Source organism: Pseudomonas sp. 203-8 (assembly GCF_020708595.1).
Classification (GTDB): domain Bacteria; phylum Pseudomonadota; class Gammaproteobacteria; order Pseudomonadales; family Pseudomonadaceae; genus Pseudomonas; species Pseudomonas aeruginosa.
The window spans coordinates 16416-40068 of sequence record NZ_JAJFDF010000017.1 but is presented as its reverse complement, the minus strand read 5'-3'; the positions used below and the strand labels follow the sequence as shown (position 1 = coordinate 40068).

The 23653-nt window shown below is 59.9% G+C and carries 35 protein-coding genes; 1 reads left to right on the top strand and 34 read right to left on the bottom strand.

Annotated elements, in window-relative coordinates; all coding sequences use genetic code 11:
• Positions 1-180 precede the first annotated feature (180 nt).
• A complete protein-coding gene (gene uvrA, locus LJF27_RS29640) occupies positions 181-3018 on the top strand; it encodes an excinuclease ABC subunit UvrA (RefSeq protein ID WP_003093663.1) in 2838 nt (945 codons plus the stop codon).
• Positions 3019-3088: 70 nt separating this feature from the next.
• On the opposite strand, the gene bfr is transcribed toward uvrA, so the two are convergent.
• The 34 genes from bfr to rpsL form a co-directional block, all read right to left on the bottom strand.
• The gene (gene bfr / locus LJF27_RS29635) at positions 3089-3553 is read right to left on the bottom strand and encodes a bacterioferritin (protein WP_003093668.1); all 465 of its coding nucleotides are present in this window, start codon (positions 3551-3553) and stop codon (positions 3089-3091) included.
• 130 nt (positions 3554-3683) lie between these two features.
• Positions 3684-5132, bottom strand: a complete 1449-nt coding sequence (katA, locus tag LJF27_RS29630) for a catalase KatA (RefSeq protein WP_023117197.1) — start codon at positions 5130-5132, stop codon at positions 3684-3686.
• A 281-nt stretch (positions 5133-5413) separates the two neighbouring features.
• Entirely contained in the window at positions 5414-5803 is a 390-nt protein-coding gene (gene rplQ / locus LJF27_RS29625; protein WP_003093672.1) for a 50S ribosomal protein L17, read from the bottom strand.
• A 43-nt stretch (positions 5804-5846) separates the two neighbouring features.
• A complete protein-coding gene (locus tag LJF27_RS29620; protein WP_003093675.1) occupies positions 5847-6848 on the bottom strand; it encodes a DNA-directed RNA polymerase subunit alpha in 1002 nt (333 codons plus the stop codon).
• A 22-nt stretch (positions 6849-6870) separates the two neighbouring features.
• Entirely contained in the window at positions 6871-7491 is a 621-nt protein-coding gene (rpsD, locus tag LJF27_RS29615; RefSeq protein WP_003093678.1) for a 30S ribosomal protein S4, read from the bottom strand.
• 16 nt (positions 7492-7507) lie between these two features.
• Positions 7508-7897, bottom strand: coding sequence for a 30S ribosomal protein S11 (rpsK, locus tag LJF27_RS29610; protein WP_003093689.1), 390 nt, complete (start codon positions 7895-7897; stop codon positions 7508-7510).
• Between the two features lie 18 nt (positions 7898-7915).
• Entirely contained in the window at positions 7916-8272 is a 357-nt protein-coding gene (gene rpsM, locus LJF27_RS29605) for a 30S ribosomal protein S13 (protein ID WP_003093692.1), read from the bottom strand.
• Positions 8273-8402: 130 nt separating this feature from the next.
• Complete coding sequence (rpmJ, locus tag LJF27_RS29600) at positions 8403-8519, bottom strand: 50S ribosomal protein L36 (RefSeq protein WP_003093693.1); 117 nt, start codon at positions 8517-8519, stop codon at positions 8403-8405.
• Positions 8520-8547: 28 nt separating this feature from the next.
• Positions 8548-9876, bottom strand: a complete 1329-nt coding sequence (secY, locus tag LJF27_RS29595; RefSeq protein ID WP_023102833.1) for a preprotein translocase subunit SecY — start codon at positions 9874-9876, stop codon at positions 8548-8550.
• Positions 9877-10311, bottom strand: a complete 435-nt coding sequence (rplO, locus tag LJF27_RS29590) for a 50S ribosomal protein L15 (protein WP_015502295.1) — start codon at positions 10309-10311, stop codon at positions 9877-9879.
• Positions 10312-10314: 3 nt separating this feature from the next.
• Entirely contained in the window at positions 10315-10491 is a 177-nt protein-coding gene (rpmD, locus tag LJF27_RS29585) for a 50S ribosomal protein L30 (protein WP_003093696.1), read from the bottom strand.
• A 2-nt stretch (positions 10492-10493) separates the two neighbouring features.
• Entirely contained in the window at positions 10494-10994 is a 501-nt protein-coding gene (gene rpsE / locus LJF27_RS29580; RefSeq protein WP_003093697.1) for a 30S ribosomal protein S5, read from the bottom strand.
• Between the two features lie 3 nt (positions 10995-10997).
• A complete protein-coding gene (gene rplR / locus LJF27_RS29575; protein WP_003093698.1) occupies positions 10998-11348 on the bottom strand; it encodes a 50S ribosomal protein L18 in 351 nt (116 codons plus the stop codon).
• Positions 11349-11358: 10 nt separating this feature from the next.
• Positions 11359-11892: a 50S ribosomal protein L6 gene (gene rplF, locus LJF27_RS29570; RefSeq protein WP_003093699.1), complete on the bottom strand. Its 534-nt coding sequence runs from the start codon at positions 11890-11892 to the stop codon at positions 11359-11361.
• 11 nt (positions 11893-11903) lie between these two features.
• Positions 11904-12296, bottom strand: coding sequence for a 30S ribosomal protein S8 (gene rpsH / locus LJF27_RS29565; RefSeq protein WP_003093700.1), 393 nt, complete (start codon positions 12294-12296; stop codon positions 11904-11906).
• Positions 12297-12485: 189 nt separating this feature from the next.
• Positions 12486-12791, bottom strand: coding sequence for a 30S ribosomal protein S14 (rpsN, locus tag LJF27_RS29560; protein WP_003093701.1), 306 nt, complete (start codon positions 12789-12791; stop codon positions 12486-12488).
• A 13-nt stretch (positions 12792-12804) separates the two neighbouring features.
• Positions 12805-13344: a 50S ribosomal protein L5 gene (gene rplE, locus LJF27_RS29555; protein WP_003093703.1), complete on the bottom strand. Its 540-nt coding sequence runs from the start codon at positions 13342-13344 to the stop codon at positions 12805-12807.
• 19 nt (positions 13345-13363) lie between these two features.
• The gene (gene rplX, locus LJF27_RS29550; RefSeq protein ID WP_003093711.1) at positions 13364-13678 is read right to left on the bottom strand and encodes a 50S ribosomal protein L24; all 315 of its coding nucleotides are present in this window, start codon (positions 13676-13678) and stop codon (positions 13364-13366) included.
• Positions 13679-13690: 12 nt separating this feature from the next.
• Entirely contained in the window at positions 13691-14059 is a 369-nt protein-coding gene (gene rplN / locus LJF27_RS29545) for a 50S ribosomal protein L14 (protein WP_003093714.1), read from the bottom strand.
• A gap of 23 nt (positions 14060-14082) precedes the next feature.
• Positions 14083-14349, bottom strand: coding sequence for a 30S ribosomal protein S17 (rpsQ, locus tag LJF27_RS29540; RefSeq protein ID WP_003093717.1), 267 nt, complete (start codon positions 14347-14349; stop codon positions 14083-14085).
• A 2-nt stretch (positions 14350-14351) separates the two neighbouring features.
• Positions 14352-14543 (bottom strand): 50S ribosomal protein L29, encoded by a 192-nt coding sequence (gene rpmC, locus LJF27_RS29535; protein WP_003093720.1) that lies wholly within the window; start codon positions 14541-14543, stop codon positions 14352-14354.
• Positions 14543-14956 carry a 50S ribosomal protein L16 gene (gene rplP, locus LJF27_RS29530; RefSeq protein ID WP_003093723.1) on the bottom strand — a complete coding sequence of 138 codons (414 nt, stop codon included), beginning with the start codon at positions 14954-14956 and terminating at the stop codon, positions 14543-14545. The genes rpmC and rplP overlap by 1 nt, the downstream gene beginning before the upstream one ends.
• An 11-nt stretch (positions 14957-14967) precedes the next feature.
• The gene (gene rpsC / locus LJF27_RS29525) at positions 14968-15654 is read right to left on the bottom strand and encodes a 30S ribosomal protein S3 (protein WP_003093727.1); all 687 of its coding nucleotides are present in this window, start codon (positions 15652-15654) and stop codon (positions 14968-14970) included.
• A 12-nt stretch (positions 15655-15666) separates the two neighbouring features.
• Positions 15667-15999, bottom strand: a complete 333-nt coding sequence (gene rplV / locus LJF27_RS29520; protein WP_003103908.1) for a 50S ribosomal protein L22 — start codon at positions 15997-15999, stop codon at positions 15667-15669.
• A 12-nt stretch (positions 16000-16011) separates the two neighbouring features.
• Positions 16012-16287: a 30S ribosomal protein S19 gene (gene rpsS / locus LJF27_RS29515; protein ID WP_003093734.1), complete on the bottom strand. Its 276-nt coding sequence runs from the start codon at positions 16285-16287 to the stop codon at positions 16012-16014.
• Between the two features lie 16 nt (positions 16288-16303).
• A complete protein-coding gene (gene rplB, locus LJF27_RS29510) occupies positions 16304-17125 on the bottom strand; it encodes a 50S ribosomal protein L2 (protein ID WP_003103878.1) in 822 nt (273 codons plus the stop codon).
• Between the two features lie 11 nt (positions 17126-17136).
• Positions 17137-17436: a 50S ribosomal protein L23 gene (gene rplW / locus LJF27_RS29505; RefSeq protein WP_003093736.1), complete on the bottom strand. Its 300-nt coding sequence runs from the start codon at positions 17434-17436 to the stop codon at positions 17137-17139.
• The gene (gene rplD, locus LJF27_RS29500; protein ID WP_003093737.1) at positions 17433-18035 is read right to left on the bottom strand and encodes a 50S ribosomal protein L4; all 603 of its coding nucleotides are present in this window, start codon (positions 18033-18035) and stop codon (positions 17433-17435) included. The genes rplW and rplD overlap by 4 nt, the downstream gene beginning before the upstream one ends.
• Positions 18036-18048: 13 nt before the next feature.
• Positions 18049-18684, bottom strand: a complete 636-nt coding sequence (gene rplC, locus LJF27_RS29495) for a 50S ribosomal protein L3 (RefSeq protein ID WP_003103877.1) — start codon at positions 18682-18684, stop codon at positions 18049-18051.
• An 82-nt stretch (positions 18685-18766) separates the two neighbouring features.
• Positions 18767-19078 carry a 30S ribosomal protein S10 gene (rpsJ, locus tag LJF27_RS29490; protein WP_003103876.1) on the bottom strand — a complete coding sequence of 104 codons (312 nt, stop codon included), beginning with the start codon at positions 19076-19078 and terminating at the stop codon, positions 18767-18769.
• A gap of 156 nt (positions 19079-19234) precedes the next feature.
• Positions 19235-20428, bottom strand: a complete 1194-nt coding sequence (tuf, locus tag LJF27_RS29485; protein WP_003115146.1) for an elongation factor Tu — start codon at positions 20426-20428, stop codon at positions 19235-19237.
• Between the two features lie 30 nt (positions 20429-20458).
• Entirely contained in the window at positions 20459-22579 is a 2121-nt protein-coding gene (gene fusA, locus LJF27_RS29480; RefSeq protein WP_003093741.1) for an elongation factor G, read from the bottom strand.
• A 30-nt stretch (positions 22580-22609) separates the two neighbouring features.
• Positions 22610-23080 (bottom strand): 30S ribosomal protein S7, encoded by a 471-nt coding sequence (rpsG, locus tag LJF27_RS29475; protein ID WP_003093742.1) that lies wholly within the window; start codon positions 23078-23080, stop codon positions 22610-22612.
• 99 nt (positions 23081-23179) lie between these two features.
• Positions 23180-23551 (bottom strand): 30S ribosomal protein S12, encoded by a 372-nt coding sequence (rpsL, locus tag LJF27_RS29470; RefSeq protein ID WP_003093744.1) that lies wholly within the window; start codon positions 23549-23551, stop codon positions 23180-23182.
• Positions 23552-23653 lie beyond the last annotated feature (102 nt).

Below are 23653 nucleotides of genomic sequence, written 5' to 3'. Positions count from 1 at the left end.
GGCCTCATGCCCCTGCCGATGGCGCCGCCGCCCGCTCCTGGGCGGCCAGGGCAATGCCCGCGCCGGAAAAATGCCGCGCATTCTACCAGTCCGCCCCCTCGCGGCACAGGCGCGCCACTTTGCCGCGCGCTAGCGGCCAGCCGTATAATCAGCGGTTTTCGCCCGCCATGCGAGGCCGCTGTGGATAAGATCCTGATTCGTGGGGCGCGTACCCACAACCTGAAGAACGTCGACCTCACACTGCCACGCGACAAACTGATCGTGATCACCGGTCTTTCCGGTTCCGGCAAGTCTTCCCTGGCTTTCGACACGCTCTATGCGGAAGGCCAGCGGCGCTACGTGGAATCCCTCTCGGCCTACGCCCGGCAGTTCCTGTCGATGATGGAGAAGCCGGACGTGGACACCATCGAAGGGCTGTCGCCGGCGATTTCCATCGAACAGAAGTCCACTTCCCACAACCCACGCTCCACCGTGGGTACGATCACCGAGATCTACGACTACCTGCGCCTGCTTTATGCCCGCGTCGGTACCCCGCGCTGCCCGGACCACGACATCCCGCTGGAGGCGCAGACCGTCAGCCAGATGGTCGACCAGGTCCTGGCCCTGCCGGAAGGCAGCAAGCTGATGCTGCTGGCGCCGGTGATCCGCGAGCGCAAGGGCGAGCACCTGGCGGTGTTCGACGAGATGCGCGCGCAGGGCTTCGTCCGCGCCCGGGTCGACGGCAAGCTCTACGAACTCGACGAAGTGCCGAAGCTGGATAAGCAGAAGAAGCACAGCATCGATGTGGTGGTGGACCGCTTCAAGGTTCGCGCGGACCTCCAGCAACGCCTGGCCGAGTCGTTCGAGACCGCCCTGTCCCTGGCCGACGGTATCGCCCTGGTAGCACCGATGGACGAGGACGAGGATGTCGAGGAGATCATCTTCTCGGCGCGCTTCGCCTGCCCGGTCTGCGGCCACTCTATCAGCGAGCTGGAACCCAAGCTGTTCTCCTTCAACAACCCGGCCGGCGCCTGTCCGACCTGCGACGGCCTCGGCGTGAAGCAATTCTTCGACGCGCGCCGGGTGGTCAACGGCGAGTTGACCCTGGCCGAGGGCGCGATCCGCGGCTGGGACCGGCGCAACGTCTATTACTTCCAGATGCTCGGTTCGCTGGCCCAGCATTACGGCTTCAGCCTGGAAGAACCCTTCGACGAACTCGGAGCCGAACACCAGAAGGTGGTGCTCTACGGCTCCGGCCGGGAAAACGTCGACTTCCGCTATCTCAACGACCGCGGCGACATCGTCAAGCGTTCGCACCCCTTCGAAGGCATCCTGCCGAACCTTGAGCGGCGCTACCGCGAGACCGAGTCGGCCACGGTCCGCGAGGAGCTGGCCAAGTTCCTCAGCACCCAGCCCTGCCCGGATTGCCACGGTACCCGCCTGCGCCGCGAGGCGCGGCATGTGTGGGTCGGCGACCGGACGCTGCCGGCGATCACCGCGATGCCGGTCGGCGAAGCCTGCGAGTATGCCGCCGGACTCAGCCTGACCGGCCGCCGTGGCGAGATCGCGGCGAAGATCCTCAAGGAAATCCGCGACCGCCTGCAATTCCTGGTCAACGTCGGCCTCGACTACCTGACCCTCGACCGCAGCGCCGACACCCTGTCCGGCGGCGAAGCCCAGCGCATCCGCCTGGCCAGCCAGATCGGCGCCGGCCTGGTGGGAGTGATGTACATCCTCGACGAACCCTCGATCGGCCTGCACCAACGCGACAACGAGCGCCTGCTCGGCACCCTCACCCACCTACGCAACCTCGGCAACACGGTGATCGTGGTCGAGCACGACGAGGACGCGATCCGACTCGCCGACTACGTCGTCGACATCGGTCCGGGCGCCGGCGTGCACGGCGGCCAGGTAGTGGCGGAAGGTACGCCCGACCAGGTGATGAACCACCCCGACTCGCTGACCGGCAAGTACCTTTCCGGGCGCAAGAAAATCGCGGTTCCGGCCAAGCGCACCCCGCGCGACAAGAAGAAGCTGCTGAAGCTGAAAGGCGCCCGCGGCAACAACCTGCAGAACGTCAACCTGGAAATCCCGGTCGGCCTGTTCACCTGCATCACCGGGGTCTCGGGCTCCGGCAAGTCGACGCTGATCAACAACACCCTGTTCCCGATCACCGCCACCGCGCTGAACGGCGCGACTACCCTGGAAGTGGCGCCGTATGACTCGTTCGACGGCCTGCAGCACCTGGACAAGGTGGTCGACATCGACCAGAGCCCGATCGGTCGTACCCCGCGCTCCAACCCGGCGACCTATACCGGCCTGTTCACGCCGATCCGCGAACTGTTCTCCGGCGTGCCGGAGGCCCGCTCGCGCGGCTACGGTCCCGGCCGCTTCTCGTTCAACGTCAAGGGCGGCCGTTGCGAGGCCTGCCAGGGCGACGGCGTGATCAAGGTGGAGATGCACTTCCTGCCGGACATCTACGTTCCCTGCGATGTCTGCAAGGGCAAGCGCTACAACCGCGAGACCCTGGAGATCCGCTACAAGGGCAAGAGCATCCACGAGGTGCTGGAGATGACCATCGAGGAAGCCCGCGAGTTCTTCGACGCCGTCCCCGCCCTGGCGCGCAAGCTGCAGACGCTGATGGACGTCGGCCTGTCCTACATCAAGCTGGGCCAGAGCGCGACCACCCTCTCGGGCGGCGAGGCGCAACGGGTCAAGCTGTCCCGCGAGCTGTCCAAGCGCGATACCGGCAAGACCCTGTACATCCTCGACGAACCGACCACCGGCCTGCATTTCGCCGACATCCAGCAACTGCTCGACGTGCTCCACCGCCTGCGCGACCACGGCAACACCGTGGTGGTGATCGAGCACAACCTGGACGTGATCAAGACCGCCGACTGGCTGGTCGACCTCGGCCCCGAGGGCGGCTCCAAGGGTGGCCAGATCATCGCCAACGGCACGCCAGAGCAGGTGGCCGAGATGCCCCAGTCGCACACCGGCCACTTCCTCAAGCCGCTGCTGGAACGCGATCGCGCCTGATTGCCGGGCGCTCATGAAAAAGCCCCTGCGGCCGTGAGGCGCAGGGGCTTTTTCGTATCCGCGGGTAGGGTCAGATCTGCGACTGCAGGTAGTTCTCCAGGCCCATCCTGGCGATCAGGCCAAGCTGTTGCTCCAACCAGTAGGCGTGGTCTTCCTCGGTGTCGGCCAACTGGGCCTTGAGGATGTCGCGGCTGACGAAGTCCTTATGCTGCTCGCAGAGGGCGATGCCCTTGGCCAGCGCGGCGCGGACATGGCGCTCGAGCTTGAGGTCGGCCTCGAGCATCTCCGGCACCGTGGTGCCCGGGTGGATATCGTCGGGACGCATGCGCGGCGTACCTTCGAGCAGGAGGATACGGCGCAGCAGGGCGTCGGCGTGCTGGGTCTCCTCCTCCATCTCGTGGTTGAGGCGCTCGTAGAGCTTGCTGAAGCCCCAGTCCTCGTACATGCGCGAGTGGATGAAGTACTGGTCGCGCGCGGCCAGCTCGCCGGTCAACAGCGTGTTGAGGTAATCGATGACTTCCGGATGGCCTTGCATCGGGGGGCTCTCCCTGGAGAAAACTAGGAATCTAGCCGCATATGCTCCCGGCTCCGCCTGATCCGGGTCAAGCCAATGCAGATAAAAAAGCCCCCTTCCTAGGAAGGGGGCCGGGGGCCTCATCAGGCCATCAGTCCAGCTTCAGGCCGAGGGCGTCGGCGACGCCTTTGCCGTAGGCCGGGTCGACCTTGAGGAACAGGCCGATCTGGCGACGCTGGATCTGTTCCGGTACATCGCGGATGTCTTCGGCGATGTTGGCGAACAGCCGCTGCTTCTGCTGGTCGGTGAACAGATGGAACAGCGCGGCGGGCTGGCTGTAGTAGTCGTCGTCCACCCGGTGGTTCCAGTGGTCCGCCGCGCCCTCCAGGCTCAGCGGCGGCTCGGAGAAGTCAGGCTGCTCCTGCCACTGGTTGAAGCTGTTCGGCTCGTAGGTGACGCGCTGATGGGCGTTGTTGCCGTCCACCCGCATGCCGCCATCGCGGTGGTAGACCTGGTGCGGGCAACGCGCGGCGTTCACCGGGATCTGGTGGTGGTTGACGCCCAGGCGATAGCGATGGGCGTCGCCGTAGGAGAACAGACGGCCCTGGAGCATCTTGTCCGGCGAGAAACCGATACCGGGCACCACGTTGGCCGGCGTGAAAGCGGCCTGCTCGACCTCGGCGAAGTAGTTGTCCGGGTTACGGTTCAGCTCGAAGAAGCCCACTTCGATCAACGGGTAGTCACCGTGGGGCCAGACCTTGGTCAGGTCGAACGGGTTGTAGCGATAGGTAGCCGCTTCCTTCTCGGGCATGATCTGCACGTACATCTTCCAGCGCGGGAAGTCGCCTTTCTCGATGCTCTCGTACAAGTCGCGCTGCGAACTCTCGCGGTCCTGGGCGATCACTTCGGCGGCCTCGGCGTTGGTCAGGTTCTCGATGCCCTGTTGGGTCTTGAAGTGGAACTTGACCCAGAAGCGCTCGTTGTTCGCATTGATGAAGCTGAAGGTATGGCTGCCGAAACCATGGATGTGCCGATAGCTCTTCGGCAGGCCGCGGTCGCTGAAGTCGATGGTCAACTGATGCAGCGACTCGGGGAGGTGAGAGAAAAAGTCCCACTTGAAGGTCGCATTGCGCAGGTTGGTGCGCGGGTCACGCTTCACCACGTGGTTGAGATCGGGGAACTTGAGCGGGTCGCGCAGATAGAACACCGGGGTGTTGTTGCCGACCAGGTCCCAGTTGCCCTGCTCGGTGTAGAAACGCATGGAGAAGCCGCGGATGTCACGCTCGGCATCCGCCGCGCCACGCTCACCGGCGACGGTGGAGAAGCGCAGGAACATATCGGTCTTCTTGCCGACCTGGGAGAAGATCTTCGCCCGGGTGTAGGGGGTGATGTCATGGGTGACGGTGAAGGTGCCGTAGGCCGCGGAGCCTTTCGCATGCATGCGTCGCTCGGGGATCACTTCGCGATCGAAGTGGGCGAGCTTCTCGAGGAACCACACGTCCTGCAGCAACATCGGGCCACGCGGACCGGCGGTCTGCACGTTCTGGTTATCGACCACCGGTGCGCCAGCGGCAGTGGTCAGGCGGGTCTTCTCTTCCATTTACTCTCTCCTCAACGGCTAACGTGCTATGAAGCGAAGCGGCTACACGGAAATCATCAGCGTGGACCAGGGATTGGCGGAGGACAACCTGTCGGCTGAACCAAGCGCCCTTTGCATTGATCTCGCTTATCCGAACGTAGCTTTTCGTAAAAGCAGGTTAAGGATGAATGACAGCCCTCCCGCAATCCAATTTATTAAAGACAGCGAGCCGATAGATAAAAACTTTAAGGCAGGTAATAAAAAAACCGGGCCTGGGCCCGGTTTCTTGTGCAGCAGATGCCTTATTCGGCAGCTTCTACGACTTCACCGCCGACAGGACGATCAACCAGCTCGACGTACGCCATGGGGGCGTTGTCGCCAGCGCGGAAACCGCACTTCAGGATGCGCAGGTAGCCGCCCGGACGGTTGGCGTAGCGCTTGCCCAGGTCGTTGAACAGCTTGCCAACGGCAGCTTTCGAACGGGTACGGTCGAAAGCCAGGCGACGGTTGGCGACGCTGTCTTCCTTGGCCAGGGTGATCAGCGGCTCGGCAACGCGACGCAGTTCCTTGGCCTTGGGCAGGGTGGTTTTGATCAGTTCATGTTCGAACAGCGACACCGCCATGTTCTGGAACATAGCCTTGCGGTGCGCGCTGGTGCGGCTCAGGTGACGACCACTTTTACGATGGCGCATGGTTCAATTCCTTTCCAAACTTTACGTTCGGTAGTTACGACGATCAGGCAGTGGCCTTGTCGTCTTTCTTAAGACTTGCCGGCGGCCAGTTATCGAGGCGCATACCGAGGGACAGACCACGGGAAGCCAGAACGTCCTTGATTTCGGTCAGGGACTTCTTGCCCAGGTTCGGCGTTTTCAACAGCTCCACTTCGGTGCGCTGGATCAGGTCACCGATGTAGTAGATGTTTTCCGCCTTCAGGCAGTTGGCCGAACGTACGGTCAGTTCCAGGTCATCGACCGGGCGCAGGAGGATCGGATCGATCTCGTCTTCCTGCTCTTCAACGACGGGTTCGCTGTCGCCCTTGAGGTCCACGAACGCTGCCAGCTGCTGTTGCAGGATGGTAGCGGCGCGACGGATAGCCTCTTCGGGATCCAGGGTGCCGTTGGTTTCCAGGTCCAGGACCAGTTTGTCCAGGTTGGTGCGCTGCTCGACACGGGCGTTTTCCACCACGTAGGAGACACGACGGACCGGGCTGAACGATGCGTCGAGCTGCAGACGGCCGATGCTGCGGCTTTCGTCTTCATCGCTCTGACGTGCGTCGGCAGGCTCGTAGCCACGGCCACGAGCTACCTTCAGCTTCATGTTCAGCGCGCCGTTGTCTGCCAGGTTGGCGATAACGTGGTCACCGTTGATGATCTCAACATCGTGATCCAGCTGAATATCGGCAGCAGTCACAACACCCGAGCCCTTCTTAGCCAGGGTCAGCGTCACTTCATCACGACCGTGCAGCTTGATGGCCAGACCTTTCAGGTTCAGCAGGATCTCGATTACATCTTCCTGCACACCTTCGATCGCCGAGTACTCGTGGAGTACGCCGTCGATCTCGGCCTCGACCACTGCGCAGCCAGGCATGGAGGACAACAGGATGCGACGCAGCGCGTTGCCCAGGGTGTGACCAAAACCACGCTCGAGAGGCTCGAGCGTGATCTTGGCGCGGGTTTGACTGACCACCTGCACATCGATGTGGCGGGGGGTCAGGAACTCATTTACCGAACTCTGCATGGATGCACCTATTTTCTAGCCCTTACTTGGAGTAGAGCTCGACAATCAGGTTTTCGTTGATATCAGCGGACAGGTCGCTGCGAGCCGGAGCACTCTTGAAGGTACCAGCCTTCTTGTCGAGGTCGACTTCGACCCACTCGACGCGACCGCGCTGGCCACAGAGTTCCAGAGCCTGAGCGATACGCAGCTGGTTCTTCGATTTTTCGCGAACAGCTACGACGTCACCGGCCTTCACTTGGTAGGAAGGGATGTTGACGGTCTGACCGTTGACGGTGATGGCCTTGTGGGATACCAGTTGGCGGGATTCCGAACGAGTGGAACCGAAGCCCATGCGGTATACGACGTTGTCCAGGCGGCACTCGAGCAGTTGCAGCAGGTTCTCACCGGTAGAACCCTTGCGACGGGAAGCTTCCTGGTAGTAACCGCGGAACTGACGCTCCAGCACGCCGTAGATGCGACGTACTTTCTGCTTTTCACGCAGCTGCAGACCGTAGTCGGACAGACGGCCACGACGCTGGCCATGCTGGCCAGGAACGTTTTCAGCCTTGCACTTCGAGTCGAGGGCGCGGGCGCCGCTCTTCAGGAACAGGTCGGTGCCTTCACGGCGAGACAGTTTGCACTTGGGACCAATGTAACGAGCCATTTCTCACTGTCTCCTATTACACGCGACGCTTTTTCGGCGGACGGCAGCCGTTATGCGGGATCGGGGTTACGTCGGTGATGCTGGCGATCTTGTAGCCGCAAGCATTCAGAGCGCGAACGGCGGACTCGCGGCCCGGGCCCGGGCCCTTGACGTTGACGTCCAGGTTCTTCAGACCGTATTCCAGGGCAGCCTGGCCGGCACGCTCGGCCGCTACCTGGGCAGCGAACGGGGTGCTCTTACGCGAGCCGCGGAAACCGGAACCACCGGAGGTCGCCCAGGACAGTGCGTTGCCCTGACGGTCGGTGATGGTCACGATGGTGTTGTTGAAAGACGCGTGGATGTGGGCGATCCCATCGACCACTGTCTTTTTGACTTTCTTACGGGGACGAGCAGCAGGTTTTGCCATGACTAGATTCCTACGCGATTACTTGCGGATCGGCTTACGCGGGCCCTTGCGGGTACGCGCGTTGGTCTTGGTACGCTGACCGCGAACCGGCAGACCGCGACGATGACGCAGACCGCGGTAGCAACCGAGGTCCATCAGACGCTTGATGTTCATGTTGATTTCGCGACGCAGGTCACCTTCGGTGGTGATCTTCGCGACTTCGTTACGCAACTGATCGATCTGCTCGTCGCTCAGGTCCTTGATCTTGGCAGCCGGGTTTACGCCGGTGGCTGCGCAGATGCTCTGAGCAGTAGTGCGACCAACACCATAGATGTAGGTCAGCGAGATAACAGTGTGCTTGTTATCCGGAATGTTGACGCCTGCAATACGGGCCATTCAGAAAAACTCCAATTGACAGCTACCCTGCGCCCAGGAAGCCAAGAAAGGGCGCGGATATTAGCGCTGTAATAGCAAATAATCAACCCGGCAGCACACTAGCTGCCGGGTTATCACGCGTGGATCACAATCAGCCTTGGCGCTGCTTGTGACGCGGTTCCGCGCTGCAGATCACCCGCACGATGCCATCGCGACGGATGATTTTGCAGTTACGGCACAGCTTCTTGACCGATGCACGAACTTTCATCACCAACTCCTCGAACCTTACGGGTCTATCAGCGCAGCATGCCGCTGCCGTAGCCCTTCAGGTTGGCTTTCTTCATCAGGGATTCATACTGGTGAGAAACGAGGTGAGATTGCACCTGGGCCATAAAGTCCATGACAACCACGACCACGATCAACAGCGAGGTCCCGCCAAGATAGAACGGCACGTGCGCCGCAACCACCAGGAACTGGGGCAGCAGGCAGACAGCCGTCATGTACAGAGCACCGAACATGGTCAAACGGGTCAGCACGCCATCGATGTAGCGAGCGGACTGTTCGCCCGGACGGATGCCCGGAATAAATGCACCGGACTTCTTGAGGTTCTCCGCCACGTCCTTCGGGTTGAACATCAGCGCTGTATAGAAGAAGCAGAAGAAAACGATCCCTGCAGTGAACAGCAAGATGTTCAGCGGCTGCCCCGGAGCGATCGCTTGCGCGATGTCCTGCAACCAACCCAAGCCTTCCGACTGACCGAACCAGGAGCCCAGGGACGCCGGGAACAGCAGGATACTGCTGGCGAAAATCGCGGGAATCACACCCGCCATGTTCACCTTCAACGGCAGATGGCTGGTCTGCGCTGCAAACACCTTGCGGCCTTGCTGGCGCTTGGCGTAATGCACCGCGATGCGACGCTGGCCACGCTCGATGAACACCACGAACGCGATGATCGCCACGGCCAGCAGGCCGACGCCGATCAGGGCGAAGATGTTGATGTCACCTTGACGGGCAGACTCGAAAGACTGACCGATGGCGCGCGGCAGGCCTGCAACGATACCAGCGAAGATCAACATCGAGATGCCGTTGCCGACACCGCGCTCGGTGATCTGCTCGCCCAGCCACATCATGAACATGGCACCAGCCACGAAGGTGGTGACAGCCACGAAGTAGAAGCCGAAGTCGTTGGAGAAGGCTACGCCCTGGCTGCCCAGGCCAACGGACATGCCGATGGCCTGGACCAGTGCCAGGACTACAGTACCGTAGCGGGTGTACTGGCTGATCTTGCGACGCCCAGACTCACCCTCTTTCTTCAACTGCTCCAGCTGCGGGCTGATAGCGGTCATGAGCTGCATGATGATCGATGCCGAGATGTACGGCATGATCCCCAGTGCAAAGATACTCATGCGCTCCAGCGCGCCGCCGGAAAACATGTTGAAGAGGCTAAGAATGGTCCCCTCGTTCTGCCGGAACAGTGCCGCCAAGCGATCGGGGTTGATGCCCGGAACTGGGATGTGCGCGCCGATCCGATAGACGATGATCGCCAGGAACAGGAAACGCAGACGTGCCCAGAGCTCGGACAGACCGCCGTTGCTTAGCGCAGAGAGAGCACCTTGCTTAGCCATTTAGTCCTCGAATTTACCGCCAACTGCTTCGATAGCCGCACGCGCACCCTTGGTGGCGGCGATACCTTTCAGGGTGACCGCACGACCAACTTCGCCGGACAGCATGACTTTGACGCGCTGTACGTGCTGGTTGATCAGGTTGGCATCCTTCAGGGTCTGCAGGCTGACGACGTCGCCTTCGACCTTGGCCAGCTCGGAGGTGCGTACTTCAGCACGATCCATGGCCTTCAGGGAAACGAAGCCGAACTTCGGCAGGCGACGGTGCAGAGGCTGTTGACCACCCTCGAAGCCCGGAGCGACCTTGCCACCGGAGCGGGAGGTCAGACCTTTGTGACCACGGCCACCGGTCTTGCCCAGACCGCTACCGATGCCACGGCCCGGACGGTGCTTTTCGCGACGGGCACCCGGCGCGGAACGCAGATCGTTCAGTTGCATGGATTAACCCTCCACACGCAGCAGGTAGTAGGCCTTGTTGATCATGCCGCGGTTCTCAGGAGTGTCCTGAACTTCGACGGTATGATTGATGCGACGCAGGCCGAGACCCTTGACGCAAGCCTTGTGGTTGGCCAGACGGCCGTTCAGGCTCTTGACCAGAGTGACTTTGACAGTTGCCATGGTTAGAGAATCTCCTCGACGCTCTTGCCACGCTTGGCCGCTACTGCTTCCGGAGCCTGCATGTTCTTCAGGCCCTTGAAGGTGGCGTAAACCACGTTCACCGGATTGGTGGAGCCATAGCACTTGGCCAGGACGTTCTGCACACCAGCCACTTCCAGAACGGCACGCATGGCGCCGCCGGCGATGATGCCGGTACCTTCCGAAGCCGGCTGCATGTACACCTTGGAGGCGCCATGGGCGGACTTGGTCGGATACTGCAGGGTGGTGCCGTTCAGATCGACTTGGATCATGTTGCGGCGAGCGGCTTCCATTGCTTTCTGGATGGCGGCCGGCACTTCACGCGCCTTGCCACGACCGAAACCAACGCGACCCTTGCCATCACCCACCACGGTCAGTGCGGTGAAAGCGAAGATACGGCCACCTTTTACGGTTTTGGCGACGCGGTTAACCTGAACCAGCTTCTCGATGTAGCCTTCGTCGCGCTTTTGCTCGTTGTTTGCCATAACTTAGAACTCCAGTCCGCCTTCACGAGCGGCATCAGCCAGCGCTTTCACACGGCCGTGGTACTTGAAGCCAGAACGATCGAACGCCACCTGGGTGACGCCGGCCGCTTTGGCGCGCTCGGCGACCAGTTGACCAACTTTCTTGGCTGCATCGATGTTGCCGGTGGCACCTTCGCGCAGGTCTTTGTCCAGGGTCGAGGCGCTGGCCAGGACCTTGCCGCCGTCGGCCGCAATGACCTGGGCGTAAATGTGCTGGGAAGAGCGGTACACGCAGAGGCGTACGGTTTCCAGCTCGCGCATCTTCAGGCGTGCCTTGCGAGCGCGACGCAGACGGGTTTCTTTCTTGACGCTCATTTGCTATGCCCTACTTCTTCTTGGCTTCTTTACGACGGACGACTTCGTCGGCGTAACGCACGCCCTTGCCTTTGTAAGGCTCCGGCGGACGGAAGTCGCGAATTTCGGCAGCAACCTGACCGACCAGCTGCTTGTCGATACCCTTGATCAGGATATCGGTCTGGCTGGGGGTCTCAGCGACGATGCCGGCCGGCAGTTCGTAATCAACCGGATGGGAGAAGCCGAGGGACAGGGACAGCACTTGGCCCTTGGCCTGCGCTTTGTAACCAACGCCGACCAGCTGGAGCTTGCGCTCGAAGCCCTGGCTGACGCCGACTACCATGTTGTTCACCAGAGCACGGGTGGTACCAGCCATGGCGCGAGTCTGCTGGTCGCCGTTACGCGCAGCAAAACGCAGCTCACCGCTGTCCTGGATCACTTCGACCGAAGGATGGACCTTGAGCTCCAGAGCACCTTTGGCGCCCTTGATGGACAGTTGCTGACCAGCCAGTTTGATTTCAACGCCGGCAGGCAGCTTGACGGGGTTCTTAGCAACGCGAGACATGCTGATTCCCCTTAGAACACAGTGCAGAGCACTTCGCCGCCAACACCAGCAGCACGGGCAGCACGATCGGTCATCACACCTTTGTTGGTGGAGACGATCGACACACCGAGGCCGCCACGAACTTTCGGCAGTTGCTCAACGGATTTGTACTGACGCAGGCCAGGACGGCTGATGCGCTTGACCTCTTCGATGACAGGCTTGCCTTCGAAGTACTTCAGTTCGATGGACAGCTGGGGTTTTACTTCCGAGCTGATCTGGAAATCCGCAATATAGCCTTCGTCCTTCAGGACTTTGGCTACCGCCGCTTTCAGTTTCGAGGACGGCATGCTTACGACGGTCTTTTCAGCCATCTGGGCATTACGGATGCGAGTTAGCATGTCTGCTAACGGGTCCTGCATACTCATGGGCTTAACGCTCCTGATACAAAAGAATAAGCCTTCAACTTCAATTCGCCCATAAACGCCAGGCGAAACAAACCCAGGCTCAGGGGAGCCGGGTATTCTAGAGATCACGCCAAAACGAATCAAGCCCCATGAGGGGCTTGATTCGATGTCGCGATCAACGGTGCCGACTGGCGACACCGTTCGCTGCGATTACCAGCTGGCTTTCACCAGACCCGGTACGTCGCCGCGCATGGCGGCTTCGCGCAGCTTGTTACGGCTCAGGCCGAACTTGCGGTAGAAGCCGTGCGGACGACCGGTCAGGCGGCAACGGTTACGCAGGCGGCTGGCGCTGGCGTCACGCGGTTGCTTCTGCAGGGCGACCTGGGCATTCCAACGCTCTTCCGCAGAGGAGTTCGGATTAGCGATGATCGCTTTCAGCTCGGCACGCTTCTTGGCGTACTTGGCTACCGTCAGCTGACGCTTCAGCTCGCGGTTCTTCATGCTCTCTTTAGCCATGTTCCTACTCCAATCAGTTACGGAACGGGAATTTGAAAGCACGCAGCAGGGCGCGACCTTCGTCATCCGTACGAGCGGTGGTGGTCAGGGTGATGTCCAGGCCACGCAGCGCATCGATCTTGTCGTAATCGATTTCCGGGAAGATGATCTGCTCTTTCACGCCCATGCTGTAGTTGCCGCGACCATCGAAGGACTTGGCATTCAGGCCGCGGAAGTCACGCACGCGCGGCAGGGAGATGGACAGCAGACGATCCAGGAACTCGTACATCCGGTCGCTACGCAGGGTGACCTTGACGCCGATCGGCCAGCCTTCACGGATCTTGAAGCCTGCGATGGACTTACGAGCGTAAGTCACGACCGGCTTCTGACCAGTGATCTTTTCCAGATCGGCTACGGCGTTCTCGATGATCTTCTTGTCACCGACCGCCTCGCCAAGACCCATGTTCAGGGTGATTTTGGTAACGCGCGGAACTTCCATCACGTTCGCCAGCTGAAGCTCTTCTTTCAGCTTGGGCGCGATTTCCTTCCGATAAATTTCTTTCAATCGTGCCATGGTGATCTACCTAGCAGCCTCAAGCCTGAACCGGTTTCTGGGTCGACTTGAAGACACGAATTTTCTTACCGTCTTCTACCTTGAAGCCAACGCGGTCAGCCTTGCTGGTTTCAGTATTGAAGATGGCGACGTTGGAGACGTGCAGAGGCGCCTCCTTCTCGACGATACCGCCCTGTTGGCCGAGCATCGGATTGGGCTTGGTGTGGCGCTTGATCAGGTTCACCCCGCCGACGACCAGACGGTCGTCAGCGAGAACCTTCAGCACCTTGCCACGCTTGCCCTTGTCCTTGCCGGCAATGACGATTACTTCGTCGTCACGACGAATCTTTTGCATGACGGCTACTCCTTACAGCACTTCGGGGGCGAGCGAGACGATCTTCATGAACTTCTCGGTACGGAGTTCACGAGTCACTGGCCCAAAGATACGGGTGCCGATCGGCTCCTGCTTGTTGTTCAGCAGGACGGCGGCGTTGCCGTCGAAGCGGATGATGGAACCGTCGGTACGACGTACGCCGTGCTTGGTGCGAACGACCACGGCAGTCATGACCTGGCCCTTCTTCACTTTGCCGCGCGGAATCGCTTCCTTGACGGTGACCTTGATGATGTCGCCGATGCCGGCGTAACGGCGGTGGGAACCGCCGAGCACCTTGATGCACATCACACGACGCGCGCCGCTGTTGTCAGCGACATCGAGCATGGATTGAGTCTGAATCATATAATTTCTCCGACCCCTAGTCCTTAGACTTCCACCGCGCGTTCAACGATATCAACCAGGGTCCAGGCCTTGGTCTTGGCCAGCGGACGGGTTTCGCGAATGGTGACCAGGTCACCAATGCGGCACTGATTGGATTCGTCGTGTGCGTGCAGTTTGGTCGAACGCTTGACGTATTTGCCGTAGATCGGGTGCTTGACGCGACGCTCGATCAGTACGGTGACGGTCTTGTCCATTTTGTCGCTGACGACGCGGCCGGTCAGCGTACGGACGGTTTTCTGAGCTTCAGCCATGATCACTTACCTGCTTGCTGATTGAGCACAGTTTTAACGCGAGCGATGTCGCGCTTAACCTGCGAGAGCAGGTGAGACTGCCCCAACTGGCCAGTTGCTTTCTGCATGCGCAGATTGAACTGGTCGCGCAGCAGGCCGAGCAGTTGCTCGTTCAGCTGCTCAACGGATTTTTCACGAAGTTCATTCGCTTTCATCACATCACCGTCCGCTTAACAAAGGAGGTGGCGAGGGGCAGCTTTGCAGCAGCCAGGGCGAAAGCCTCACGCGCCAGCTCTTCGGAAACACCCTCGATCTCGTACAGGACCTTGCCCGGCTGGATCTGGGCTACCCAGTACTCGACCCCACCCTTACCTTTACCCATACGAACTTCGAGGGGCTTCTTGGTGACAGGCTTGTCAGGGAATACGCGGATCCAGATCTTGCCGCCACGCTTCACGTGACGGGTCAGCGCACGACGCGCGGACTCGATCTGACGAGCAGTAAGGCGGCCACGGCTAGTGGCCTTCAGTGCGTACTCACCGAAGCTGACCTTACTACCACGATGAGCCAGACCACGGTTGTGGCCGGTCATTTGTTTGCGGAACTTCGTACGCTTGGGTTGCAGCATTTGCGTACTCCTTACCTAGCAGCTTTTTTACGAGGAGCGGGTGCTACCGGCTTCAGCTCTTCCTGGCGGCCACCGATGACCTCGCCCTTGAAGATCCAAACCTTGACACCGATCACACCGTAAGTGGTGTGCGCTTCGTAGGTGGCATAGTCGATATCGGCGCGCAGGGTGTGCAGGGGCACACGACCTTCGCGATACCATTCGGTACGGGCGATTTCAGCCCCACCCAGACGACCGCTGACCTGAATCTTGATGCCCTTGGCACCAATGCGCATGGCGTTCTGTACGGCGCGCTTCATGGCGCGACGGAACATTACGCGACGCTCCAGCTGCTGGGCTACGCTCTGCGCAACCAGCATGGCATCGAGTTCCGGCTTGCGGATTTCCTCGATGTTGATGTGCACAGGCACACCCATTTGCTTGGTCAGGTCCTGGCGCAGTTTCTCAACATCTTCACCTTTCTTGCCGATCACGATGCCGGGACGAGCGGTGTGGATGGTGATGCGTGCGGTTTGAGCCGGACGATGAATATCGATACGGCTTACGGACGCGCTTTTTAGTTTGTCTTGGAGGTACTCACGCACCTTCAGGTCGGCAAACAGGTAATCCGCATAGTTCTTGCGGTCTGCGTACCAAACGGAGGTGTGCTCCTTGACGATACCCAGGCGAATGCCATTGGGATGTACTTTCTGACCCATCTGTCGACTCCGTTACTTGTCCGCAACCTTGACCGTGATATGGCAAGACCGCTTCACGATGCGATCAGCACGGCCTTTGGCACGCGGCATGATGCGCTTGAGCGAACGACCTTCGTTGACGAAGACGGTGGAGACCTTCAGGTCATCCACATCGGCGCCTTCGTTGTGCTCAGCGTTGGCAACGGCCGACTCCAGCACTTTCTTCATGATCTCGGCGGCTTTCTTACTGCTGAAAGCCAGGAGGTTGAGCGCTTCGCCCACCTTCTTCCCGCGGATCTGGTCGGCGACCAAGCGGGCTTTCTGGGCGGAGATACGAGCGCCCGACAGCTTAGCGGCTACTTCCATCTTCCTTACCCCTTAACGCTTGGCTTTCTTGTCCGCAGCATGCCCGCGGTAGGTGCGGGTAGCGGCGAACTCGCCCAGTTTGTGGCCGACCATGTCCTCGTTGACGAGAACCGGTACGTGTTGACGGCCGTTGTGCACGGCGATGGTCAGACCAACCATATGCGGCAGAATCATCGAACGACGCGACCAGGTCTTGATCGGCTTGCGGTCGTTCTTTTCCACCGCGACTTCGACCTTCTTCAACAGGTGAAGATCGATAAACGGACCTTTTTTCAGTGAACGTGGCACTGTGGTATCCCTCTATTTACTTGCGGCGGCGGACGATCATGTTATCGGTACGCTTGTTCGAGCGAGTCTTCTTACCCTTGGTCTGAAGACCCCACGGCGATACCGGATGACGACCAGCAGAGGTACGGCCTTCACCACCACCATGCGGGTGGTCGACCGGGTTCATCGCCACGCCGCGAACGGTCGGGCGAACACCACGCCAGCGCGTAGCACCGGCTTTACCCAGCGAACGCAGGCTGTGCTCGGAGTTCGAGACTTCGCCCAGGGTCGCACGGCACTCAGCCAGGACTTTACGCATTTCACCGGAGCGCAGACGCAGGGTTACGTACGCACCTTCACGCGCGACCAGCTGGGCGGAAGCGCCAGCGGAGCGAGCGATCTGAGCGCCTTTACCCGGCTTCAGCTCGATACCATGAACAGTGCTACCCACCGGGATGTTGCGCAGAGGCATGCTGTTGCCTGCCTTGATCGGCGCACCGATACCGGAGATCAGCTGGTCACCTGCAGCAACGCCCTTGGGGGCGATGATGTAGCGACGCTCGCCGTCTGCATACTTCAGCAGAGCGATGTGTGCAGTGCGGTTCGGATCGTATTCGACGCGCTCAACGATGGCAGGGATGCCATCCTTGTTGCGACGGAAGTCGACCAGACGGTAGTGCTGCTTGTGACCACCACCGATATGACGGGTGGTGATACGACCGTTGTTGTTACGGCCGCCAGACTTGGATTTCTTTTCCAGCAGCGGTGCGTAGGGAGCGCCTTTGTGCAGCTCCTGATTCACCACCTTGACGACAAAGCGACGACCAGCGGAAGTCGGTTTGCACTTAACGATTGCCATGATGCACCCCTTTACTCAGCGCTGGTGGCGAAATCGAGATCTTGGCCCGGCTGGAGAGCGATGTACGCTTTTTTCCAGTCGTTACGCTTGCCCAGACCGCGAGCGGTGCGCTTGGTCTTACCCTTGACGTTCAGGGTAGTGACGCGCTGTACCTTCACGCTGAACAGGCTTTCTACGGCCTTCTTGATTTCCAGCTTGGTTGCATCGGTGGCAACCTTGAAAACGAATTGGCTCTTGCCGTCCGCGAGACCCGTGGCTTTCTCGGAGATGTGCGGACCAAGCAGCACTTTGAATACGCGTTCCTGGTTCATCCCAGCAGCTCCTCGAACTTCTTCACGGCGGACACGGTGACCAGCACCTTGTCGTAGGCGATCAGGCTGACGGGGTCGGAACCTTGGACATCACGTACATCGACGTGCGCCAGGTTGCGCGCAGCGAGGTACAGGTTCTCGTCGACACCATCGGTCACGATCAGCACGTCTTTCAGACCCAGGGTGTCCAGCTTGGCAACCAGGCCCTTGGTTTTCGGTGCATCGACAGCGAAGTCGGCAACGACGACCAGACGGTCCAGACGAACGAGCTCGGCAAGGATGGAGCGCAGTGCTGCGCGGTACATCTTCTTGTTCAGCTTCTGTTCGTGGCTACGCGGTTTAGCGGCGAAAGTGGTGCCGCCCCCACGCCAGATGGGGCTACGGATGGTGCCAGCACGAGCACGACCGGTGCCCTTCTGACGCCACGGCTTCTTGCCACCACCAGAGACTTCGGAGCGAGTCTTCTGCGCCTTGCTGCCCTGACGGCCGCCAGCCATGTAGGCCACGACTGCCTGGTGCACCAGGGTCTCGTTGAATTCGCCACCAAAGGTACGCTCGGAGACTTCGATAGCCTGAGCGCCGTTCACATTCAATTGCATCTCAGCTTCCCCCTTAACCGCGAGCCTTGGCTGCCGGACGCACGATCACATCACCGCCGGTAGCGCCGGGAACGGCACCCTTGACCAGCAGCAGATTGCGTTCAGCATCGACGCGCACGATCTCCAGGGATTGAACGGTTACCCGCTCCGCACCCAGATGACCGGACATTTTCTTGCCCTTGAACACTCGACCAGGAGTCTGGCACTGGCCGATGGAACCCGGGACGCGGTGGGAAACGGAGTTACCGTGGGTGTTATCCTGACCACGGAAGTTCCAGCGCTTGATGGTGCCCGCGAAGCCCTTACCCTTGGACTCGCCGGTAACGTCTACCATCTGGCCTGCCTGGAACAGATCGACAGTGATCTGGTCACCAGCGGCATACTGCTCTTCGCCCAGACGGAATTCCCACACGCCGCGACCGGCGGCGACATTCGCCTTGGCAAAGTGACCAGCTTGCGCTTTGGTAACGCGAGAAGCACGACGCTCGCCGGCGGTGACTTGCACTGCACGGTAGCCATCGGTTTCTTCAGTCTTGAACTGGGTGACGCGATTCGGCTCGACCTCGATGACCGTAACCGGAATAGAGACACCTTCCTCGGTGAAAATGCGGGTCATGCCGCATTTACGACCGACAACACCAATTGTCATGTTGTAAACCTCTTGAGTGTACGGGGCTTTCACCCGCTATGGCCGCCCATTTCAGAGCGTTACACGACCAATGCCGAAGGCATTAGCCGAGGCTGATCTGTACTTCAACGCCTGCAGCAAGATCGAGCTTCATCAGCGCATCGACGGTTTTATCCGTCGGCTGGACGATGTCCAGTACACGCTTATGTGTACGAATTTCGTACTGATCACGCGCATCTTTGTTGACGTGCGGAGAGATCAGCACGGTGAAACGTTCCTTGCGGGTCGGCAGAGGGATTGGACCACGCACCTGAGCACCAGTACGTTTCGCGGTTTCCACGATTTCCTGGGTTGATTGATCGATCAGGCGATGGTCAAAAGCCTTCAACCGAATCCGGATTTGTTGGTTTTGCATTTGACCTCAGACTCCAATTTACCATTCCCAACGGACGGACTACGCCCGTTAAAAGGAGGCGCAATTGTACGGATGCCCCCACAGGGTGTCAATATTTAACCAACGAACGAAAAAAGGGGCCCCGGAGGGCCCCTTTTCTGATGGCAGGATCAGCGATTACTCGATGATCTTGGCAACCACGCCGGCGCCAACGGTACGGCCGCCTTCGCGGATCGCGAAGCGCAGGCCATCTTCCATGGCGATCGGAGCGATCAGGGTGACAACCATCTTGATGTTGTCGCCCGGCATTACCATCTCTACGCCTTCCGGCAGCTCGCAGTTACCGGTCACGTCAGTGGTACGGAAGTAGAACTGCGGACGGTAGCCCTTGAAGAACGGGGTGTGACGACCACCTTCTTCCTTGGACAGCACGTACACTTCGCACTCGAACTTGGTGTGCGGCTTGATGGTGCCCGGCTTGGCCAGTACCTGGCCACGCTCTACGTCTTCACGCTTGGTGCCACGCAGCAGGATACCAACGTTCTCACCAGCACGACCTTCGTCGAGCAGCTTGCGGAACATTTCAACGCCGGTGCAGGTGGTCTTGGTGGTCGCCTTGATGCCGACGATTTCCACTTCTTCCTGGACCTTGATGATGCCGCGCTCTACACGACCGGTTACCACGGTACCACGACCGGAGATCGAGAACACGTCTTCGATCGGCATCAGGAACGGCTGGTCGATGGCACGAACCGGCTCCGGAATGTAGGAGTCCAGGGTCTCTACCAGCTTCTGCACGGCGCTTACGCCGATGCCGTTGTCATCCTTGCCTTCCAGCGCCATCAGCGCGGAACCGATGATGATCGGAGTGTCGTCGCCCGGGAAGTCGTAGGTGTTCAGCAGATCGCGAACTTCCATCTCGACCAGTTCCAGCAGCTCGGCGTCGTCAACCATGTCGGCCTTGTTCAGGAACACGACGATGTAGGGAACGCCTACCTGGCGGGACAGCAGGATGTGCTCGCGGGTCTGCGGCATGGGGCCGTCGGCAGCCGAGCAAACCAGGATCGCGCCGTCCATCTGGGCAGCACCGGTGATCATGTTCTTCACGTAGTCGGCGTGACCGGGGCAGTCAACGTGGGCGTAGTGACGAACAGCGGAATCGTATTCAACGTGCGAGGTGTTGATGGTGATACCGCGGGCCTTTTCTTCCGGCGCGTTGTCGATCTGATCGAAAGCACGAGCGGAACCACCCCAGGTGTCGGAGCAGACCTTGGTCAGTGCAGCGGTCAGAGTGGTCTTGCCATGGTCAACGTGACCGATGGTGCCGACGTTGACGTGCGGTTTGTTACGTTCGAATTTTTCCTTAGCCACGACAGTAAACCTCTTACTTAAAGGGCTGAATCAACCTTGTTTTTTAACCAGCGCTTCGACGATGTTCGACGGAGCTTCGGCGTATTTGGAGAATTCCATGGAGTAGCTCGCGCGACCCTGGGACATGGAACGCACGTCGGTCGCATAACCGAACATCTCACCCAGCGGAACCTCGGCACGAATAACCTTACCGGAAACCGTGTCCTCCATCCCCTGAATCAGACCACGACGACGGTTCAGGTCGCCCATCACGTCACCCATGTAGTCCTCAGGAGTCACCACCTCTACCTTCATGATCGGCTCGAGCACCTTGCCGCCGCCCTTCTGGGCCAGCTGCTTGGTCGCCATGGAAGCAGCGATCTTGAACGCCATCTCGTTGGAGTCGACGTCATGGTAGGAACCATCGAAAACGGTAGCCTTCAGGCCGATGAGCGGATAGCCGGCAACGACGCCGTTCTTCATCTGCTCTTCGATACCCTTCTGGATCGCCGGGATGTATTCCTTCGGAACCACACCGCCCACGACTTCGTTCTCGAACACCAGGCCTTCGGTGATGTTGCCCTTCTCGTCCACGTCCGCGGCCGAGAAACGGATCCAGCAATGACCGAACTGACCGCGACCACCGGACTGGCGAACGAACTTGCCTTCGATCTCCACGTTGTCCTTGGTGATGGTCTCACGGTAGGCAACCTGCGGCTTGCCGATGTTGGCCTCGACGCCGAACTCGCGCTTCATGCGGTCGACGATGATGTCCAGGTGCAGCTCGCCCATGCCGGAGATGATGGTCTGACCGGACTCTTCGTCGGTCTTGACACGGAACGACGGGTCTTCCTGGGCCAGCTTGCCGAGGGCGATACCCATCTTCTCCTGGTCAGCCTTGGTCTTCGGCTCTACAGCGACCGAGATTACCGGCTCGGGGAAGTCCATGCGCTCGAGGATGATCGGCTTCTCGATCGAGCACAGGGTGTCACCGGTGGTGACGTCCTTCATGCCGATCAGGGCAGCGATGTCGCCTGCGCGCACTTCCTTGATCTCTTCACGCTGGTTGGCGTGCATCTGCACCATCCGACCGACGCGCTCTTTCTTGCCTTTCACCGAGTTCAGGACGGAGTCGCCGGAACTCAGGACGCCGGAGTAAACGCGGGCGAAGGTCAGGGTACCGACGAACGGGTCGGTAGCGATCTTGAACGCCAGGGACGAGAACGGTTCGTTGTCGTCGGCATGACGCTCGTCTTCGACGGTCTCGTCGTCCGGGCTGACGCCCTTGATCGCAGGGATCTCGGTCGGAGCCGGGAGGTAGTCGATGACGGCATCGAGAACCAGCGGAACGCCCTTGTTCTTGAACGAGGAACCGCAGACGGCCGGAACGATCTCGCACGCCAGGGTGCGCAGACGCAGGCCTTCCTTGATCTCGGCTTCGGAGAGCTCGCCCTCTTCGAGGTACTTGTTCATCAGCTCTTCGTTGGCTTCGGCCGCAGCCTCGACCATGCTGGAACGCCACTCTTCGGCCAGGTCCTTGAGCTCCGCAGGAATTTCTTCCTCGCGGTAGGTCATGCCCTTGTCGTCATCGTTCCAGTAGATGGCCTTCATCTTGATCAGGTCGACCTGACCGACGAAGTTCTCTTCAGCGCCGATGGCGAGCTGGACCGGAACCGGGGTATGACCCAGGCGCTTCTTGATCTGCTCGACGACGCGCAGGAAGTTCGCGCCCTGGCGGTCCATCTTGTTGACGTAGACGATGCGCGGTACGCCGTACTTGTTGGCCTGACGCCATACGGTTTCCGACTGCGGCTCTACGCCGGAGGTGCCACAGAACACCACGACAGCGCCATCCAATACACGCAGGGAACGCTCCACCTCGATGGTGAAGTCTACGTGGCCGGGGGTGTCGATGACGTTTACGCGATAGTTGTCGTACTGACCGCGCGAGCCCTTCCAGAAGGTGGTAACGGCAGCGGAGGTAATGGTGATACCGCGCTCCTGCTCCTGCACCATCCAGTCGGTGGTCGCAGCGCCGTCATGCACTTCGCCCAGCTTGTGGTTGACGCCGGTATAGAACAGAACCCGCTCCGTGGTGGTGGTCTTGCCCGCGTCAACGTGGGCACAGATACCGATATTACGGTAGCGGTTGATGGGTGTAGTACGGGCCACAATAAGGTCCTCGGGGGTTGGGCAGCGCGATTAGAACCGGTAGTGCGAGAAGGCCTTGTTGGCCTCTGCCATACGGTGCACGTCTTCACGCTTCTTGACTGCTGCGCCCTTGCCTTCAGCGGCATCCAGCAGCTCGCCAGCCAGGCGCAGAGCCATGGACTTCTCGCCACGCTTGCGGGCGAAGTCCACCAGCCAACGCATGGCCAGGGCATTACGACGGGACGGACGGACTTCGACCGGAACCTGGTAAGTCGCACCACCTACGCGGCGGGACTTCACTTCGACCAGCGGAGCGATGGCATCGAGAGCTTTTTCGAAGGTTTCCAGGGGATCGGCCTTGCCGCGTTCCTTCACCTTGTCCAGCGCACCGTAAACGATACGCTCGGCAACGGCTTTCTTGCCGCTTTCCATCACGTGGTTCATGAACTTGGCCAGGATCTGGCTTCCGTATTTCGGATCAGCCAGCACTTCACGCTTGGCCGCTACACGACGTCTTGGCATTGATAAGCCCTCAAACGGTCTTCAGGTTAGCCCGGGACCATAACAGTCAAGTTACGCCCGACCTTACTCTTATCGACTCAGATAAATATAAAAACGCTATTACTTCGGACGCTTGGCGCCGTACTTCGAACGACCCTGCTTACGGTCTTTGACACCCGAGGTGTCCAGCGAACCGCGCACGGTGTGGTAACGCACACCCGGAAGGTCCTTTACACGACCGCCACGGATCAGCACTACGCTGTGCTCTTGCAGGTTGTGACCTTCACCACCGATGTACGAGGAAACCTCGAAACCGTTGGTCAGACGTACACGGCATACCTTACGCAGTGCCGAGTTCGGCTTTTTCGGCGTGGTGGTGTATACGCGGGTGCATACGCCACGACGTTGCGGGCAGTTCTGCAGCGCAGGCACGTCGCTCTTGTCGACCATGCGCTTGCGCGGCTTACGCACCAGCTGGTTGATAGTTGCCATCTATAGCTCCACTGATTGTCTTACGACACACAAACGAAATGACAGAGCATGCGCCCTGCCAATTTTCGGGGTACAAAATAGTAAAGAGGTTCTTGTACACCG

Excerpts from the sequence above, each read along its gene's own strand:
- bfr (WP_003093668.1), bottom strand. The coding sequence starts at position 3,553 with ATGCAAGGCCATCCGGAAGTCATCGATTACCTCAACACGCTGTTGACC.
- katA (WP_023117197.1), bottom strand. The coding sequence starts at position 5,132 with ATGGAAGAGAAGACCCGCCTGACCACTGCCGCTGGCGCACCGGTGGTC.
- rplQ (WP_003093672.1), bottom strand. The coding sequence starts at position 5,803 with ATGCGCCATCGTAAAAGTGGTCGTCACCTGAGCCGCACCAGCGCGCAC.
- LJF27_RS29620 (WP_003093675.1), bottom strand. The coding sequence starts at position 6,848 with ATGCAGAGTTCGGTAAATGAGTTCCTGACCCCCCGCCACATCGATGTG.
- rpsD (WP_003093678.1), bottom strand. The coding sequence starts at position 7,491 with ATGGCTCGTTACATTGGTCCCAAGTGCAAACTGTCTCGCCGTGAAGGC.
- rpsK (WP_003093689.1), bottom strand. The coding sequence starts at position 7,897 with ATGGCAAAACCTGCTGCTCGTCCCCGTAAGAAAGTCAAAAAGACAGTG.
- rpsM (WP_003093692.1), bottom strand. The coding sequence starts at position 8,272 with ATGGCCCGTATTGCAGGCGTCAACATTCCGGATAACAAGCACACTGTT.
- rpmJ (WP_003093693.1), bottom strand. The coding sequence starts at position 8,519 with ATGAAAGTTCGTGCATCGGTCAAGAAGCTGTGCCGTAACTGCAAAATC.
- secY (WP_023102833.1), bottom strand. The coding sequence starts at position 9,876 with ATGGCTAAGCAAGGTGCTCTCTCTGCGCTAAGCAACGGCGGTCTGTCC.
- rplO (WP_015502295.1), bottom strand. The coding sequence starts at position 10,311 with ATGCAACTGAACGATCTGCGTTCCGCGCCGGGTGCCCGTCGCGAAAAG.
- rpmD (WP_003093696.1), bottom strand. The coding sequence starts at position 10,491 with ATGGCAACTGTCAAAGTCACTCTGGTCAAGAGCCTGAACGGCCGTCTG.
- rpsE (WP_003093697.1), bottom strand. The coding sequence starts at position 10,994 with ATGGCAAACAACGAGCAAAAGCGCGACGAAGGCTACATCGAGAAGCTG.
- rplR (WP_003093698.1), bottom strand. The coding sequence starts at position 11,348 with ATGAGCGTCAAGAAAGAAACCCGTCTGCGTCGCGCTCGCAAGGCACGC.
- rplF (WP_003093699.1), bottom strand. The coding sequence starts at position 11,892 with ATGTCTCGCGTTGCTAAGAACCCCGTCAAGCTGCCTGCCGGCGTTGAA.
- rpsH (WP_003093700.1), bottom strand. The coding sequence starts at position 12,296 with ATGAGTATGCAGGACCCGTTAGCAGACATGCTAACTCGCATCCGTAAT.
- rpsN (WP_003093701.1), bottom strand. The coding sequence starts at position 12,791 with ATGGCTAAAGAGAGCATGAAGAACCGCGAGCTGAAGCGTCAGCTGACG.
- rplE (WP_003093703.1), bottom strand. The coding sequence starts at position 13,344 with ATGGCACGATTGAAAGAAATTTATCGGAAGGAAATCGCGCCCAAGCTG.
- rplX (WP_003093711.1), bottom strand. The coding sequence starts at position 13,678 with ATGCAAAAGATTCGTCGTGACGACGAAGTAATCGTCATTGCCGGCAAG.
- rplN (WP_003093714.1), bottom strand. The coding sequence starts at position 14,059 with ATGATTCAGACTCAATCCATGCTCGATGTCGCTGACAACAGCGGCGCG.
- rpsQ (WP_003093717.1), bottom strand. The coding sequence starts at position 14,349 with ATGGCTGAAGCTCAGAAAACCGTCCGTACGCTGACCGGCCGCGTCGTC.
- rpmC (WP_003093720.1), bottom strand. The coding sequence starts at position 14,543 with ATGAAAGCGAATGAACTTCGTGAAAAATCCGTTGAGCAGCTGAACGAG.
- rplP (WP_003093723.1), bottom strand. The coding sequence starts at position 14,956 with ATGCTGCAACCCAAGCGTACGAAGTTCCGCAAACAAATGACCGGCCAC.
- rpsC (WP_003093727.1), bottom strand. The coding sequence starts at position 15,654 with ATGGGTCAGAAAGTACATCCCAATGGCATTCGCCTGGGTATCGTCAAG.
- rplV (WP_003103908.1), bottom strand. The coding sequence starts at position 15,999 with ATGGAAGTAGCCGCTAAGCTGTCGGGCGCTCGTATCTCCGCCCAGAAA.
- rplB (WP_003103878.1), bottom strand. The coding sequence starts at position 17,125 with ATGGCAATCGTTAAGTGCAAACCGACTTCCGCTGGTCGTCGCTTTGTC.
- rplW (WP_003093736.1), bottom strand. The coding sequence starts at position 17,436 with ATGAACCAGGAACGCGTATTCAAAGTGCTGCTTGGTCCGCACATCTCC.
- rplD (WP_003093737.1), bottom strand. The coding sequence starts at position 18,035 with ATGCAATTGAATGTGAACGGCGCTCAGGCTATCGAAGTCTCCGAGCGT.
- rplC (WP_003103877.1), bottom strand. The coding sequence starts at position 18,684 with ATGACAATTGGTGTTGTCGGTCGTAAATGCGGCATGACCCGCATTTTC.
- rpsJ (WP_003103876.1), bottom strand. The coding sequence starts at position 19,078 with ATGCAAAACCAACAAATCCGGATTCGGTTGAAGGCTTTTGACCATCGC.
- rpsG (WP_003093742.1), bottom strand. The coding sequence starts at position 23,080 with ATGCCAAGACGTCGTGTAGCGGCCAAGCGTGAAGTGCTGGCTGATCCG.
- rpsL (WP_003093744.1), bottom strand. The coding sequence starts at position 23,551 with ATGGCAACTATCAACCAGCTGGTGCGTAAGCCGCGCAAGCGCATGGTC.